8 protein-coding genes are annotated in these 15,900 nt (G+C 43.5%); 4 read left to right on the top strand and 4 right to left on the bottom strand.

The genetic code is table 11. From position 1 onward, the window contains the following. Positions 1-8 precede the first annotated feature (8 nt). Complete coding sequence (locus tag ACHLI0_RS18955) at positions 9-1,829, top strand: RagB/SusD family nutrient uptake outer membrane protein (RefSeq protein WP_234118377.1); 1,821 nt, start codon at positions 9-11, stop codon at positions 1,827-1,829. A 13-nt stretch (positions 1,830-1,842) separates the two neighbouring features. After that, positions 1,843-3,420, top strand: coding sequence for a DUF5123 domain-containing protein (locus ACHLI0_RS18950; RefSeq protein WP_490749827.1), 1,578 nt, complete (start codon positions 1,843-1,845; stop codon positions 3,418-3,420). Between the two features lie 910 nt (positions 3,421-4,330). On the opposite strand, the gene ACHLI0_RS18945 is transcribed toward ACHLI0_RS18950, so the two are convergent. The 4 genes from ACHLI0_RS18945 to ACHLI0_RS18930 all read right to left on the bottom strand — a co-directional run bounded on the left by ACHLI0_RS18945 (position 4,331) and on the right by ACHLI0_RS18930 (position 12,988). Next, positions 4,331-8,866: a hybrid sensor histidine kinase/response regulator transcription factor gene (locus tag ACHLI0_RS18945; RefSeq protein WP_490749826.1), complete on the bottom strand. Its 4,536-nt coding sequence runs from the start codon at positions 8,864-8,866 to the stop codon at positions 4,331-4,333. A 124-nt stretch (positions 8,867-8,990) separates the two neighbouring features. Then, the gene (locus ACHLI0_RS18940; RefSeq protein WP_490749825.1) at positions 8,991-10,718 is read right to left on the bottom strand and encodes a pectinesterase family protein; all 1,728 of its coding nucleotides are present in this window, start codon (positions 10,716-10,718) and stop codon (positions 8,991-8,993) included. A gap of 137 nt (positions 10,719-10,855) precedes the next feature. Beyond that, complete coding sequence (locus ACHLI0_RS18935; RefSeq protein ID WP_202572887.1) at positions 10,856-11,824, bottom strand: pectinesterase family protein; 969 nt, start codon at positions 11,822-11,824, stop codon at positions 10,856-10,858. Positions 11,825-11,833: 9 nt separating this feature from the next. Beyond that, positions 11,834-12,988 (bottom strand): glycoside hydrolase family 88/105 protein, encoded by a 1,155-nt coding sequence (locus ACHLI0_RS18930; RefSeq protein ID WP_490749824.1) that lies wholly within the window; start codon positions 12,986-12,988, stop codon positions 11,834-11,836. A 346-nt stretch (positions 12,989-13,334) separates the two neighbouring features. Here ACHLI0_RS18930 and ACHLI0_RS18925 point away from each other — a divergent pair, with 346 nt between their 5' ends. Both ACHLI0_RS18925 and kduI read left to right on the top strand, forming a co-directional pair. Further along, the gene (locus tag ACHLI0_RS18925; RefSeq protein ID WP_011109102.1) at positions 13,335-14,732 is read left to right on the top strand and encodes a PTS galactitol transporter subunit IIC; all 1,398 of its coding nucleotides are present in this window, start codon (positions 13,335-13,337) and stop codon (positions 14,730-14,732) included. A 32-nt stretch (positions 14,733-14,764) separates the two neighbouring features. Beyond that, positions 14,765-15,685: a 5-dehydro-4-deoxy-D-glucuronate isomerase gene (gene kduI, locus ACHLI0_RS18920; protein ID WP_225658130.1), complete on the top strand. Its 921-nt coding sequence runs from the start codon at positions 14,765-14,767 to the stop codon at positions 15,683-15,685. Positions 15,686-15,900 lie beyond the last annotated feature (215 nt).

Below are 15,900 nucleotides of genomic sequence, written 5' to 3'. Positions count from 1 at the left end.
AGTAAGTAATGAAAAAAATATTATATACAGCATTAGCAGCATCACTATTTGCTTTTTCTTCTTGTGATGACATATTAGATACTTCCAAAAAGTCATCTATGGAAAAGACAGAAGTTTTTTCTAACGAGGCTTTGGTCAATGATGTAGTGATGGGACTGCACCAGTCATTCGGTGAAACAAACTCTTATCGTGGACGTTATATTGCCTACTTCGGAGTCAACAGCGACTGTGAAATCTGGAATAATACAGGTAAGAAAGGAGCTTTCACTGATAAAGAAGGAGCCTTGGTAACATACAATGCCACTACCGATAATCAATACATGAATACGGACAACAACGTTTGGGCCAAACTTTATGAAGCCATAGAACGTGCAAACAGCGCTATAACCGGTATGGACGAGTACAGCGATATGAGTAGCGCCAATATGCGCCAGTTTTACGGTGAACTATTGACCTTAAGAGCTTTTATCTATTTCGATCTGATTAAAGCGTTCGGTGATGTCCCTGCCCGTTTTGAGCCCAACACCACAGAAACAATCGACTTGCCTAAGACCGACCGTATGGTTATCATGAGAAGACTGTTGAACGACTTACTTATAGCACAAGACTACGTAGGCTGGCCTAACGAAAACAGCTTTACTAAATCAACAGAACGAGTAAGCCAAACCTTCACCAAAGGATTACGTGCGAGGATTGCATTATTTGCGGCAGGTTACTCACAACATCCGGATGGGATCCGTTACAATACAGAAGATGTAACAGAAAGACAGGAACTATATACAATTGCAAAAAATGAATGTCTGGACATCATCAGCAAAGGCTATAACACATTAGGCACATTTGAAGCTAACTTTAAAGCACTATGTGCTGAAGGAACAATTGCAGGAGCAGAATCTATTTTCGAGATTCCATTTTCGGCATCCCGTGGACGTGTCATCTACACTTGGGGAGTGAAACACGAAAAGAAAGACCAATGGACAAAACTAGCCAAAGGAGGCATAAACGGTCCTATTCCGACTTTGTTTTATGATTATGATGTAGAAGATGTTCGTCGTGATATCACTTGTGTACCTTTTAAATGGACAAGTGACAACGATGGAGACATTGCCTGGAAAGCACCCAATAAATGCTGGGGGGGATGGAGTTTTGGTAAAGTTCGTTTCGAGTGGATGAACCGTGTAGTTGACTCTTCAAATGATGATGGCATGAACTGGCAAGTAATGCGTATGGCTGATATTTATTTAATGGCAGCAGAAGCTATCAATGAACTGGAAGGTCCTAAAGGATCGTCTGATGCAGGAAAATATTTGAAAGCAATCCTCGACCGTTCATACCCGGCCGAAAAAGCAAGTGCTATATTAACGAAGGCAAAAGCCAGTCAGGATGCATTCTTTAACGTAATTGTAGACGAGCGTAAATTTGAATTTGCAGGAGAAGCAATACGCAAAGTCGACCTGATCCGTTGGAATCTTCTAGGAAGTAAAATGAATGAAGCCAAAGAGAAAATGACACGATTATATAACCGTGAAGGTGAATACGCTGATCTTCCTTTGAAAATCTATTATAATGAGGGCTTGGATGGAACAGATGCAACTTCCTACAAAATGTATGGATTAAACCATGGAGATACAGATGAAATAGGACAAACATTAGGCTACTCTAAAAGTAAGGAATGGATTGTACCGAAAGAATCTGCAGACCAGGCTGCTGCTTTGCTGCTTATTGACCAATTGTATGATAACAATCCCGATACCAAGCAATTCTGGCCTATCTGGAAAGTATTTATAGACGGAAGTAACGGTGTGCTAACAAACGATTATGACTATTAATGATGAATGAATTATGAAAAAGAATTATATATATACAGTATTATTTAGCCTGGTTCTGTCTGCCTTTACAGTAAGCTGTTCAGAACCGGATGACGAAGTCACAACGGGAATATTTGACCGATTATTCTCACCGACAAATGTAGAAGCTGTTATCCAGAAAAAGACAAATGTAAAGTTTAAATGGACAGCAGTGACAAATGCCACATCATATACGATCGAGCTTTATGAAAATCAAGATATGACTTTCGAAGGTACTCCGAAAACATATGAAGGGATTACGGACAACACATATACTGTAGAAGGACTATTGGGTGAAACTCAATATACAGCAAGAATCAGAGCCTTGAGTGAAGAGATCAATGAATCAAAATGGTCGGCTGTTTCCTTCATGACAGAAGCAGAGAATATCTTCAATTCTGTGAAAGACGAAAATATAGAAGCACATGCAGTAACGCTTACATGGGAGGCTATTGATGCAACGGCAACCAAAATCGTGCTGAGTGCAGATGGAAAAACAGACATAACATATACTCTGAAAAGTACGGATATAGCCAACAAAAAGGCTTATATAGACGGACTGGAAGAAAGCACATCGTATACAGCCAAGTTATACAATGTAGATAAACTCCGTGGTACCGTTACATTTAAAACAGCCATTGACTTTCAGGGAAAGACTCCTGTATATGAAGGTGATGATCTTGCTACCGTACTCGAAGGAGCAGCAGATGGTGCAAACATCGTTCTTGTATCCGGTTCGTTTGTTTTGGGAGATTATGCACTAAACAAATCTGTTATCATCAGCGGTTATGACAAGGCAAACATGCCTACCATCTATGGCCGCTTACAACCTGAAGCCGGCGCTTCTTCCATAGAAATCAATAATGTAATTTTCCGTGGTGACACTCCGGGAGCAGAAGAGTTGGTTTCAAACTTCATAGAGTTGCAAGGTGGAGCTAATATTTCAACTTTAACAGTCAGCGGTTGCGAAATCAGAAACTATAAGAATCAGATTCTTTACTGTAATGCAACGGCAACTTTAGGAACAGCCTTGTTTGAGAACTGCTGGGCAGATAATATTACAGGTTCCGGTGGTGACGGCTTCGACCTTCGCGCCAATACGACATTAGGAACATTAACTATCCAAAACTCAACCTTTAGTAATGGTATACGTACCTTCTTACGTTGTAATATGACATCAGCTACTGTAAGTGTAACCAATTGCACTTTCTACAAAGTATGCTCTTATGATGGCGGCAGCAATAATAATGGATTGTTCTTAATGGATAAGGTTTCTACTTCTACAGGCAAATTAACTGTTGAGAAATGTGTATTCTCCCAAATCGGTGTCGGAACATTAGGATACTGGGCAAAGAAGGGAAAGTTGAAAGCTCAGGCTAGCTATTCTAAGAATTACTACCATAACAGTGCAAACCTATGGGATGCAACCAATGGACTTTATACAGACCCGTCAGCATGTAATGCTACAGAAATAGACCCTAAATTCACAAATCCTGAAAGTGGAGATTTCACTGTTGGAGCTGAAGATATCAAAGATTCCAAAGCTGGCGACCCTAGATGGATTAAAGAATAAATCTGATAATTAATAAACCCTAAGTGTCTGTTTCAGACACTGTATATAAAAAGATAGCGATGTCCGGATTCGAATATCGCTATCTTTTTATATTCTTCCAAAGAAGTGCATGATTCACTCCCGTCTTGTACACCATTCATCCAATTCTTATACAGCTTTTCCTTAAATCTTCTACATCCTTGGAGTGACTCTAGTACATCATCATAACAACTCCTGTACTTCTTTCTATTTACTCTAATACAAATTTATAAAAAAGCCTGCCTGTCAGGCTAACAATGAAAGAATCAGCCACCTACTAAATAAAGTTGAAATCCAGGTATTCAGTTCTTTCAGTTATCTCCGCAAAAGCCCTGTCAGAAGGAGATACAGCTGAAAGCAGTAGTCCCTGAAAAGAGATTTCAGCATTCAGCTCTTTCAGTTTCAAAAACAGAGCCTGCATTTGTTCCAATCAGAAGTTCTATTTACTAAAAGTCAAAGGTCTGTTTTACTTAAACAGAGGCTCTATTCATTCATCATATTTTCAGCGCTGTTTCTATCATTCTCACCTTATTTGTCAGCAAACTTTAGCTCGGAGGTCAGCAAGCCTAAGCCTACACGTCAGCAAGCCTGAGCCGACGGGTCAGCAAGCCTTTGCCCGTACGTCAGTCAGCCTTTGCCTACATATCAACCAGCCTTTGTTCAAAATTTAAGATATACATAGCTTATCGACTATAAAAGCAGAAACTCAAACTATAAACCTGAAAGAACTGAAACCACTCCTCCCCGTTCAGAGCACGTCTACGCAAGAGTATGAAATGGTACCTTCAGCCGCTATCACCTTCTATCAAGGCTTTTCCGAAGAAAGCTGAAACGGCTGAACGCTATTTATTCAATGAAACTTCTAAGGAGATAAAACTGCAAAAAGCTCCAATTACCGACCGACTTTCTCCCGATACTCTGTCGGAGTCATACCGACCTGCGCCTTAAAACATTTACTGAAATAACGCGGGTCATTGATACCGACCATATAAGAAATCTGAGTCATATTAAACTCTCCCGTTTCAATCAATTGTGCGGCACGCTTGATACGCATTTCCTTTATGAACTCGATAGGAGCCAATCCCGTAAGCGTTTTTAGTTTCTTGAAGAACACCGAACGGCTGACAGCCAGTTCACGAACCAAATCATCCACTACCAATTCCCCGTTATCCATATTCTGCTCCATCAAGTCAACCAGTTTATCCATAAACTTACGATCGTTAGGAGACATTTCCGGCATCGCAGGCTCTTCCGTTGCACTACTTACAGGTTCAGCAGATGCATGACCTGCTAAAGTCTCCCCTTGAGCAACCGGAGTTTCAGACACCGTCACATGCGTCAAACTATCACGATAGAAATTTTGCAGTTTCTTACGCTGCATCAGCAGGTTCTCCACACGAGCCTGAAGATAAGTCGCACTAAAAGGCTTGGTGATATAATCATCCGCCCCATATTCCAGTCCTTCCAATTTACTTTCTATCGTCGTCTTGGCAGTAAGCAGGATGATAGGAATATGGCTGGTCGTCATATCCGCACGAAGTTCACGCGTCATTTCGATACCGTCTTTCTCCGGCATCATGACGTCGCTGATAATAATGTCCGGCAGATACTTCAGAGCCTTGCTCCACCCCTCCATACCGTCGGAAGCCTCTACCACCCGATAAGTTGAAGCGAAAATACTGCGCAGGAAGGAACGCAATTCCTGATTATCCTCTACCAGTAACATAAGCTCTTTCGAACTGCTTTCCCCAGCCTCTTCTTTGGCAGCAGATACTTCCAGGTCCGGCGCATCTACGATGGCAGCTTCTGTCTGAAGCGAAGAATTAGCGATATCCACAATACGTTCCATGCTCAGCGGAGCAGCCGAATCTTCGAGAATAAACTCCACTGAACTACTATAATGCTCTTTGCCCTTCAGAAAGTCCACTTTAAAACAACTTCCTTCACCAAGCCGGCTGTCAACGGAAATCGTAGCCTTGTGCATCTCTACCAGTTCCTTCACCAAAGAAAGACCGATGCCGGAGCTTGCCTGATTGAAAATATTCTTGTCCACCAAGTTCTCAAAGCGCACAAAGAGAGACTTCCGTTTATTTTCGGCGATACCAATCCCCTGATCCTGTACGCCGACAGACACCGTGCCCTCATCTTCACGGATAAAGACGGTGATCATTTTCCCGTTAGGAGTATATTTAAACGCATTGGATAGAAGGTTAAACACAATCTTTTCAAACTTATCGGCATCCACCCAAAGGTTCAAAGCCTCTTTCTCTGTCTGGAAAAGGAAATCGATGTTGTGTTCTTCCGCCACCGACTCAAAATTATCCATAATCTTGCGGACAAAGACAACGACATTTAACTGTTGCACCTGCATCTTCATCTTCTTGTTCTGAATCTTACGGAAGTCCAGAATCTGATTGACCAGACGAAGCATACGGTTGGTATTCCGTTCGACCACTACCAACTGTTCCCGTGCATCAGCCGGCAGTTTATCGTTCTTCAAAACTTGTTCCACCGGCCCTGCAATCAACGTCAGAGGAGTACGGAGTTCATGGGATATATTCGTAAAGAAGCGCAGCTTGATATCAGAAATCTGTTGTTCTACAGACACCTCATGCTTCAACCGATAAATGGTAAACAGGATATAAACCGCAACAAAAATAATCAGTAGCACAAAGCAGACATACAGCACATACGCCAAAGGTGTTTCCCAAAAAGAAGGAAGGATTGTAATATTCAAGATGCGCTCATTGTCCACCCACACCCCATCGCTATTGGTAGAGCGGACACGGAATATATAATCTCCTTTCGGAAGGTTAGTATAGGTCACGTTTCTTTGCCGGTCGGCAAAAGTCCACTGCTTCTCGAAACCATCGAGAATGTATGCGTACTGTATATTCTGCGGATTCGTATAATCGAGTGCAGCATACTGAACGGAAAAGATATTCTCATCATGAGAAAGCACCAGTTCCTGTGTATCATCCAAATCGACTTTCAATATGGACTTCTCTCCCGGAATTACATCTTCATTCGCTACCATCAACTTGGAAAAGACTACAGGAGGCACATAGCTACTCTTCCGGATAGAATCCGGACTGAACATGAATAATCCGTTGCTGGTTCCAAACAGCATATCTCCGCCGGATGTCAGCGTAGAAGCCGCCTCACTGAAACGGACACGGAAACTGATACTTCGTTCATCGTAATTCTCAAAACGTTCGCCGGCAGGAACAAACTTACAAATTCCATTTTCCGTACTGATCCAAAGATTCTGTTTATGGTCTTCACGGATGGAAAGCAAGACGTCCGAAGAAAGTCCGTCGAGTACTGAGTAAGATTTAAATTCACCGTGACCGTCTTCGCTGATGGAAATCAGTTTGTTCAGTCCCCCGCCGAAAGTCGCCAGATAGAGTTCCTTCTGCTGGGTAGCGATAATCCAATGTACGTCATTATTACTTAGACTCTTCGTATCGTTCGGGACACGCGAGAAGTGGTGGAACTGTATATCTTCCGGCTTTTTGAAATTCTCATCAAAGGCAACGGCGCCTGTGGTAGTACCTACCCAAAGACGTCCGTTATTATCCGAAGTGATAAAACGCGTTTTGTAACAGACGTCAATCGGATATCCTTTCAGGTTATTCCGGTGATTGATAAAGACGGTCTCTCCATGTTCTCCCTGGGAAATATAGTTGATACCGCCTGCAAAAGTAGCCGCCCAGATACGACCATGATGATCTTCATAAACACAATATACATTGTTGTCACTCAGACTGTACATATCATTGGCGTCGTGCTGATAACGGGTCAGTTTATAAGACAGACCTGTGGGAGAAGTCTGTTCGGCACGCACCAAACCGTTTCCTTTGGTGGCAATCCAGATAATCCCTTTTGAATCCTGCATAATAAAATAGGCTGTACCCTCCATAGGCGTACCTGTCGGCGAAATGGTTCCATTGCCTGTCAGATGACCTATATATTTCCGGTTCGAATCGTACAGGCGGATCATTCCGTCTTTCAGTCCGACCCACAAATTCCCCTGTTTATCTTCGCATACCGACCGCACTTCGTTGCTCAAAGATTCATATTCATGCGGAACGGGAGTCAGCATTGAAAACGGTACGTTGCGGAATGTTACTTTCTCCAGCCCTTTGGAGTGGGTACAAAGCCACAAATTCCCCTGTTTATCAGAAAAAGCGGCATGTATCTTGTTAGAAAAGCGCCAGTTGTTACTGCCCAAATCATCATAAAAAGGAACGAGACAGTTCCGCTCACGATCAAAATAGGAGAATCCGCCGCCATAAGGATGTACCCATATATGCCCGTGGATATCTTCATGGATATGGAAAGCGGGACGTGAACGATCGGCGTTACTGTATTCCACCCGCATCTGTTCACGCTTTACCACACCGGTGGCAGGATTAAAATGAACGACGACTCCCGGCTCTTCCTGTTCGAACCAGACCTCTGACGTGCGGTCTACATAAGCCGAAAGAATCGGTTGAGCGGACAACTCCTTGCAGGTCACGGGAGAATAATGCGTATGTTTGTTTGTCTTCAGGTTGCAAAGAAAGAACCCGTCCGAATCTGTTGTCACTACAGTGTTGTCATTGCCCACCGTGTGTATAGAAGTAATGCGGGCTTTCGTCGGAAGTTCGAGCAGGCGAAACTCTCCGCCCTGTTTCTGATAACACCAGATTCTCCCCCTGTCGGAAGCAAAGCAGATATCGTCTTCACATTCCCGGACCGCATAAAATGCCTGATTCATGCCGTCTTGTTTCCCTTTCGTCTCCACAAAGAAATTCACTGGTTGCTGCTCACCGGGGCGTATCATTCCCAAACCGTTATCAGTCAGCAGCCAGTGATTGCCGGCTTTGTCCTGATAGACCTGATAAAAGTGATCGGCAGGAAACAGACCGGACTTCGTTGAATAAATATCTGATTTCGTCGTATAATTCTTCTGAGGAAGCGTGACTACACGGATAGCTCCATCATGCTCCGTCAGCAGCCAGACCGTACCATCGGGCAATACCTGAATAGCGTGAATGTTGTATGTACTACCCTCTTCACCTGCTGCCGGAACTTGTTCGAACGTCTCCGTTTTCGGGTCAAAACGGTGGACACGGTTGTCATAAGTCAATAACCACAGAAAGCCGTACCGGTCTTCATACATCCGGTCGGCACGGTTATTGGTCAGACTGATGTAATTGCCCTGACGTGCTTTATAAGTTTTAAAGTTATAGCCATCAAAACGATTGATTCCATCCCATGTGGCAAACCAAAGGTTGTCTTTGTGATCCTGCAACATGCTCATCACCGTGTTTTGAGACAACCCATCCTCGGTAGAATAATGGGTGAAAAAACTGTGTTGTTGTGCCTGCACTACAGGCGCGGTCAGGCACAAAAGAATTAGATATAAGATTCTTTTTATCATTATTACACACATATATTGAATGGTGTAAAGATAATGATTTAGCTGAACTTACATCTATATTCAGTGTTTATTTAACAGAATCGTTCTCTTATTTTTGATCAAATAATGTTACTTTCCGATCCGGTCAGCGTTTCACTTCCACCATCCGATTTCCATTCTTTACCGGATTCCAGCCATCTTCACCTGCCAAAACCGTTTCCATCTCGTAGCCTTTCAGATTCTTCAGTTGACGAGAGAAAGCTGCGCGGGTTTTCGGATTGGCTCCCTCACCACGACTATCGTATTCGGCATAAAATACGGTTTTCTCCGCTTCTTTCTTTCCCCAGTTGTGCCAGCCTTCCGGAAGGATATGTTTACCCAGTTCACAACGGATAAATACAGCCTGTGCATACGGACGCCACGGACGAGACAGATATACTTTGGCAACATCCGGATCAGCAGTCAACCGGCAATCATAAAAGACATATCCATACTTTTTGCCTTGATCTGTAGAAGGTGCCGTCACATAACCATCACGTTTGCTATGGATATGGCAACGATTGAATACGGCTACAGACCATCCGAAGATAAAGTCAACCGTTCCTTCGATATAGCAATCCTCGTAATATTGACGGCTGTGCTTGCCATACGTATAAAGGGTATCCTGATAACCGAGAAAACGACAGTTCTTAAAGAACGCACGGTCGGCAGATACAAAACAGGCTACCGCCTGTCCTACCGGTCCTGCCGAGTTTTCAAAAGTGATGTTCTCCGCATAGAAATCGGGAGCATAAATGTAGCAACTCGACGATCCCGAAGTTCCCATATTCTCACCAAACACATTTTTCTTATTGGCAAAGTCATCATTTGTCAGCACCGCACCGTCCTCTCCTATCAGAGAGATATTTATTTTGGATTCCGGAATAATAATCTTCTCTTTATAAGTGCCTTTACGGACCAAGATAGTAGTACGCACATTCTTGCGAAAATCGGGTACTGCATTTATCGCTTCCTGCACCGTGAAGAAATCACCTGTTCCGTCTTGTGCCACTACGTAATCATAATGACGGACATATTTTGCCAGTTCCGGTATTTCCTTTGCGATGGCATCTACAGTCAGCCCGGCGATAGTCCGTGCTCCGTACACATTCAAATGGGTATTATCCTCCCGGCCTTTCGGAAAAGCCGGAACTTTCTCAGGTTCGACAAACATAAACAACTTCTTCGACTCTGCGGGACCCAGTCCCTGCACCAGATCATGGGTAATTTTGTTCATATCGATAAACACCACTCCCATCTCTTTTGCCACATTACGCGGAGAATCAAGGTAGGCACCGTGCGTATCGTACAAGACGTTTCCTTCTTTCGGCAGTTCCTGTTCACCCGGAGCACGACGGGCATCTGTGGCAATCGAGGCATCTTCCGGCTGTACAAAATTACGACGAACAATGGAGTTGAACAACACAGGAATCCCTCCTTTGGCACGAGTTTCATTGACGAAACGACGGAGATTGTCATCAAAGGTCGTTCCCGGATCAGTATGGCGTGCAGAATCAGCCTTTTCATCATTGTGTCCGAACTGGATAAAGACATAATCTCCCTTCTTTACCTGAGAAATCACTTTTGCCCATCGGCCTTCAGATATAAAACTTTTGGAACTGCGGCCATTGGCAGCATGATTATCAACACGTATATCTTCTGAGAAAAATCCGGGAAGCACCATACACCAGCCGCGTTCGGGATTTCCACCGTACAAATTTTTGTTAGCCATCGTAGAGTCACCTATCGTGAAGATGGTCAATACAGGTTTATCCGCACGAAAAGCGGAGAAAAGGATAAATACTATAAGCAGTAATAGCAGTCTATTTTTCATAATCTTATTTTATTGGTACAAAATCCAAGTTCCCTTATGACTTCTATTTAACGTGAGTTCGATATAAATTTGAGTAACTCAATTCTCCTCCTTCCGGAAGGGGAAACCATGCGGATTACTCTTATATCGAACTGATGTTATTTATAAGGATACCAATTGCTGCATTCCTTAAATATATTCTGCGGAGTATATTGCACCGCTTCTTTATCAGTCAGTTGTTTAGCCCATTTCACACGTCCGGAAGCATCCGCACCTTCACCCGTATTTTTAAATTCAGCGTAACGGGCAGTCTTTTCGTTTTCCGGATTCTTCCAGTTGTGCCAGCCTTCCGAACGGATATGTCCGCCAAACTCGCAATTAATAAAAGCCGTAGCAGCATAAGGTCTCCAAGGACGTCCCAGGTAGACTTTCTTGATACCGGGAGCGGCTGTCAGCTTACAGTTCTTGAAAACATAACCAAACTCCACCTCTTTCGGAGTAGAAGCGGCGGTGATGTATGAATCGCGCTTGCTGTGTAGTTCGCAATATTCAAACAAAGCTGTAGAAGGGCCGAAGATGAAATCTGTAGTTCCTTCAATATAGCAGTTAGTAAATAACAGGCGGCTACCCTCCGATCCTGTATAAATAGTATCCTGATTTCCCAGAAAACGACAGCCGACAAACATCAGCCTGTCTCCTTCGGTATGGAGCGCAACTGCCTGCCCCAAAGGAGCGGCATTGTTCTCAATGGTCAGATTCTTAAAAGTAATGTCACTTCCTTCTACCTTTACAGTATAAGTGCGGAAAGTGCCCATTTTATTGATATTGGCATGATCATCATACGTGATGATCGTCTTTTCGGCATCTTCACCTACCAGCTGCACGTTCTTCACCCATGAAGGAATCACCAGTTTTTCTTTGTATATACCATTCTTTATATAGATAGTCACCGTATAATCCATAAAAGCACGTACCGCTTCCACGGCTTCCTGAATATCCCGATATTTTCCCGTTCCGTCTCGTGACACGACTATTGTGTCTTGCTTTTGCTGTTGTGCACAGGCCAAAGTTCCTCCTGAACAAAGCAGAAGAAACAACGCCATTCCTTTCAAAATATTCCTTTTCATCGATCGAAATTACTTTTGCAAACATTCGTATTCCAGACTCGCCATAATAAATGGTCCTACTGCTTTCGGGTCGTTATTACGGATCGTTTCATTTATATAATAGTCATAATCGCCGGAACGATAAACCTTCCCACCCAGCCCTGCTACGGCACAGGCCTTCGTTATAGTCACCACTCCATCTTTATCCACTTCAATGAAATTTTTCAGAAAACCTTCATAACCAGTCTTTGCTACATCCAGATAAGACGGATCGATATATCCCATACGTACTGCTTTAAACAGACTGTATATGAACATTGCCGAACAGGATGATTCCAGATAATTACCCTTGTCACCGCTTCTGTCCATCACCTGATACCATCCACCGGTCTCCGGATCTTGCAGTTTCTTTACCTGAACCGCTACATTATCCAAGATTGCAAGCAACGAATCTCTTCCGGCCTCATGCTTCGGAATAAAATCAAGCACATCTACCAACGCCATCGCATACCAGCCTAACGCACGTCCCCAACAATGTTTTGACTGTCCTGTCACCGGATCGGCCCAGCGCTCCGTGCGACTTACATCACACGCATGACGATAAAGACCATTCTTCGGATCATACGTATGACGGGCACAGGTGATAAACTGATTGATGACGTCTGCATAATCCTGCGGGCGATTATTACGGAAAGCATATTCTGCATAAAAAGGAGCTCCCATATAAAGTCCGTCCAGCCACATCTGATGCGGATATATCTTTTTATGCCAGAATCCTCCGTCTTCATTACGAGGCTGTCCGGCAAACTGGCTATAGAGCAAGTCTAATGCCTTCTTATACTTTTCATCCTTGGTCTGCTCATAGATACGAAACAGGATTTTTCCGGAATTGATACGGTCCAGACTGTAATCGGTCAATTTGTATGCAGTAATACTTCCATCCTCATGCACCATCGTATCTGCATAAGCAATTGCATAATCTCGTATTTTCTTGTCGCCATAAGTATCGTATACATCAAGCATCGCCCCCAATTCCAGTCCGTGGCAATAGTCCCATTTCAGTCTGGGCTGAAAATCGAGCTGCCAGGATTCCGGGCAACGAATCATCTCCGATTCAGTCATCCGCACCGACCAAGGCAGTTTTTCATCCACCTGCTGCGCCGACAGTGAAATGGTGCTTGACATTATTATTACTAATATCAAAATTTTATAAAAAGAGCTTCGTCTCATGGTTTATTGTTTTAAGGATTATACATGCTATTTTTTCATGCTACGAAAGTAGTGTATTTCCTCCAAACAGAGTGGGATTTTTTAGTTAAGAAGGTGTATTTTTTGTTTTTCGTGCACGGAAACGACTAATTTTGTGCACGTAAACGTCAAAAATGTCCATTTTTGATGCATTAACTGATAAATTAAGAGTTTCGTTTTGGAATAAAGCGGAAAAGGTCGTACTTTTGGCACGGTTTACAACTAATACCCTCTGGGGAAACACAGTAATTTATCATTAAAAACAGAGAAAAAATAGAACAGAATGGAAGAAGTATTCAAGTACATTATCGGTCTGGGAGCGGCAGTAATGATGCCGATCATTTTCACAATTTTAGGAGTATGTATCGGCATTAAACTCCCTAAAGCGCTCAAAAGCGGTTTGTTGGTGGGAGTCGGTTTCGTCGGCTTATCTGTAGTCACAGCCCTGTTGACCAGTAGTCTTGGTCCGGCATTAAGTAAGATGGTAGAAATCTACGGATTGGAACTCGGTATTTTCGACATGGGATGGCCTTCGGCAGCAGCAGTTGCCTATAATACCTCGGTCGGCGCTTTCATTATCCCTGTTTGTCTGGGAGTAAACCTGTTAATGCTACTGACCAAAACAACCCGTACTGTTAATATTGACCTTTGGAACTACTGGCACTTCGCATTTATCGGGGCTATCGTATACTTCGCCTCCGATAGTATTTTCTGGGGATTTTTCGCCGCTATCATTTGCTACATTATAACATTGGTAATGGCAGACATGACTGCTCCTGCTTTTCAGAAGTTCTATGATAAGATGGACGGTATCTCTATCCCGCAGCCTTTCTGCCAGAGCTTCGTTCCGTTCGCGATTGTAATCAACAAGCTTTTAGATAAAATTCCGGGATTCGACAAACTGAATATCGACTCTGAAGGAATGAAGAAGAAATTCGGTCTGATGGGTGAACCGTTATTCCTGGGTATCGTGATTGGTTGCGGTATCGGAGCTTTGGGCTGTGCCAGCTGGAAAGAAGTACTGGACGGCATTCCGGGTATCCTTGGATTGGGTATCAAAATGGGAGCGGTTATGGAGTTGATTCCACGTATCACCAGCCTTTTCATTGAAGGTTTGAAACCTATCTCTGATGCAACCCGTGAATTGATCGCTAAAAAATATAAGAGTAATACAGGCCTGAGCATCGGTATGAGCCCTGCACTTGTTATCGGCCACCCGACAACGCTGGTTGTATCCCTGCTTTTGATCCCGGTTACTATCTTCCTTGCAGTGATCCTTCCGGGTAACCGTTTCTTACCGCTGGCTTCTCTGGCCGGTATGTTCTACCTATTCCCGATGATTCTGCCTATCACCAAAGGTAATGTGGTGAAATCATTCATCATCGGACTGGTAGCATTGATCGTAGGTCTGTACTTCGTAACAGAACTGGCAGGATTCTTCACGATGGCTGCCAAAGACGTATATGCCGCTACGGGTGACCCGACAGTAAATATCCCCGCCGGCTTCGAAGGCGGAGCGCTCGACTTTGCTTCCAGCCTCTTCTGCTGGGGTATCTTCCACCTGACTTACAGTCTGAAGATTATCGGTCCTGCCATCCTCGTAGCCCTTGCTCTAGGAATGGCAGTCTACAACCGGATCCGCATGAAAAGAAATGATGCGAAAAACGCAGCTAACGATTAAATATAAGTATAATCCAAATAAAGATTCGAAAGATGAAAAAATTAGCAATTGCAATGATGATGGGTATCGCAGCTATGTCTGCTTCTGCCCAGGTAAATTACAAGATGCAGGTGGCTTGCAATCCGCAAGACGTGAAAACGTATGATACAAACCGCCTGCGTAGTAGCTTCCTGATGGAAAAAGTAATGGTTCCTGATCAAATCAACGTGACTTATTCCATGTACGACCGCCTCATCTTCGGTGGTGCCGTACCTGCAACAAAAGAACTGGTACTTGAAACTATCGATCCGCTGAAAGCTAAGTATTTCCTCGAACGTCGCGAACTGGGTGTTATCAACATTGGCGGCGAAGGTATCGTAACTGTTGACGGCAAGGAATATACGCTGAACTTCAAAGATGCATTGTATGTAGGCAGAGGCAAGCAGAAAGTTACTTTCAAGAGTAAAGATGCCAGCAAACCTGCAAAATTCTATATCAACTCCGCTACTGCTCACAAGGAGTACAAAACTCAGTTGATCACTATCGACGGACGCAAAGGTTCTCTAAAAGCAAACTCTTTCGCGGCAGGAAAGATGGAAGAAAGCAACGACCGCGTTATCAACCAGCTGATTGTTAACAACGTACTTGAAGAAGGTCCTTGCCAACTGCAAATGGGATTGACAGAACTGAAACCGGGTAGTGTATGGAACACCATGCCGGCACATACTCACAGTCGCCGTGTGGAAGCATATTTCTACTTCAACGTGCCGGAAGGCAACTCCATCTGCCACTTCATGGGCGAACCTCAGGAAGAACGCATCGTATGGATGCAGAACGAACAAGCTATCATGTCACCGGAATGGTCTATCCACGCAGCTGCCGGAACCAGCAACTATATGTTCATCTGGGGTATGGCCGGTGAAAATCTTGACTATGGCGACATGGATAAGATCAAATATACAGAAATGCGCTAATCTTTGCGCAGCTCTTTAGCACATATCAAGTGATCCGAAAAGCTTCATTCTTTCCTCGAAACGGGGAGAGAATGAAGTTTTCCGGATTTGTCATATTCTTCCCCCAAAGAGACCAAATTGTTACGATAATACATTACTATGTACAAATAATATGTATAATGCAACGAATTATACATGATTTTGACCAATTATTACAAAAAAAATCCAGCTGAAAT

Source organism: Bacteroides sp. RCH18 (assembly GCF_058231005.1).
This window is presented reverse-complemented; position numbering and strand designations above follow the sequence as displayed.

Excerpts from the sequence above, each read along its gene's own strand:
- ACHLI0_RS18955 (WP_234118377.1), top strand. The coding sequence starts at position 9 with ATGAAAAAAATATTATATACAGCATTAGCAGCATCACTATTTGCTTTT.
- ACHLI0_RS18950 (WP_490749827.1), top strand. The coding sequence starts at position 1,843 with ATGAAAAAGAATTATATATATACAGTATTATTTAGCCTGGTTCTGTCT.
- ACHLI0_RS18945 (WP_490749826.1), bottom strand. The coding sequence starts at position 8,866 with ATGATAAAAAGAATCTTATATCTAATTCTTTTGTGCCTGACCGCGCCT.
- ACHLI0_RS18940 (WP_490749825.1), bottom strand. The coding sequence starts at position 10,718 with ATGAAAAATAGACTGCTATTACTGCTTATAGTATTTATCCTTTTCTCC.
- ACHLI0_RS18935 (WP_202572887.1), bottom strand. The coding sequence starts at position 11,824 with ATGAAAAGGAATATTTTGAAAGGAATGGCGTTGTTTCTTCTGCTTTGT.
- ACHLI0_RS18930 (WP_490749824.1), bottom strand. The coding sequence starts at position 12,988 with ATGTCAAGCACCATTTCACTGTCGGCGCAGCAGGTGGATGAAAAACTG.
- ACHLI0_RS18925 (WP_011109102.1), top strand. The coding sequence starts at position 13,335 with ATGGAAGAAGTATTCAAGTACATTATCGGTCTGGGAGCGGCAGTAATG.
- kduI (WP_225658130.1), top strand. The coding sequence starts at position 14,765 with ATGAAAAAATTAGCAATTGCAATGATGATGGGTATCGCAGCTATGTCT.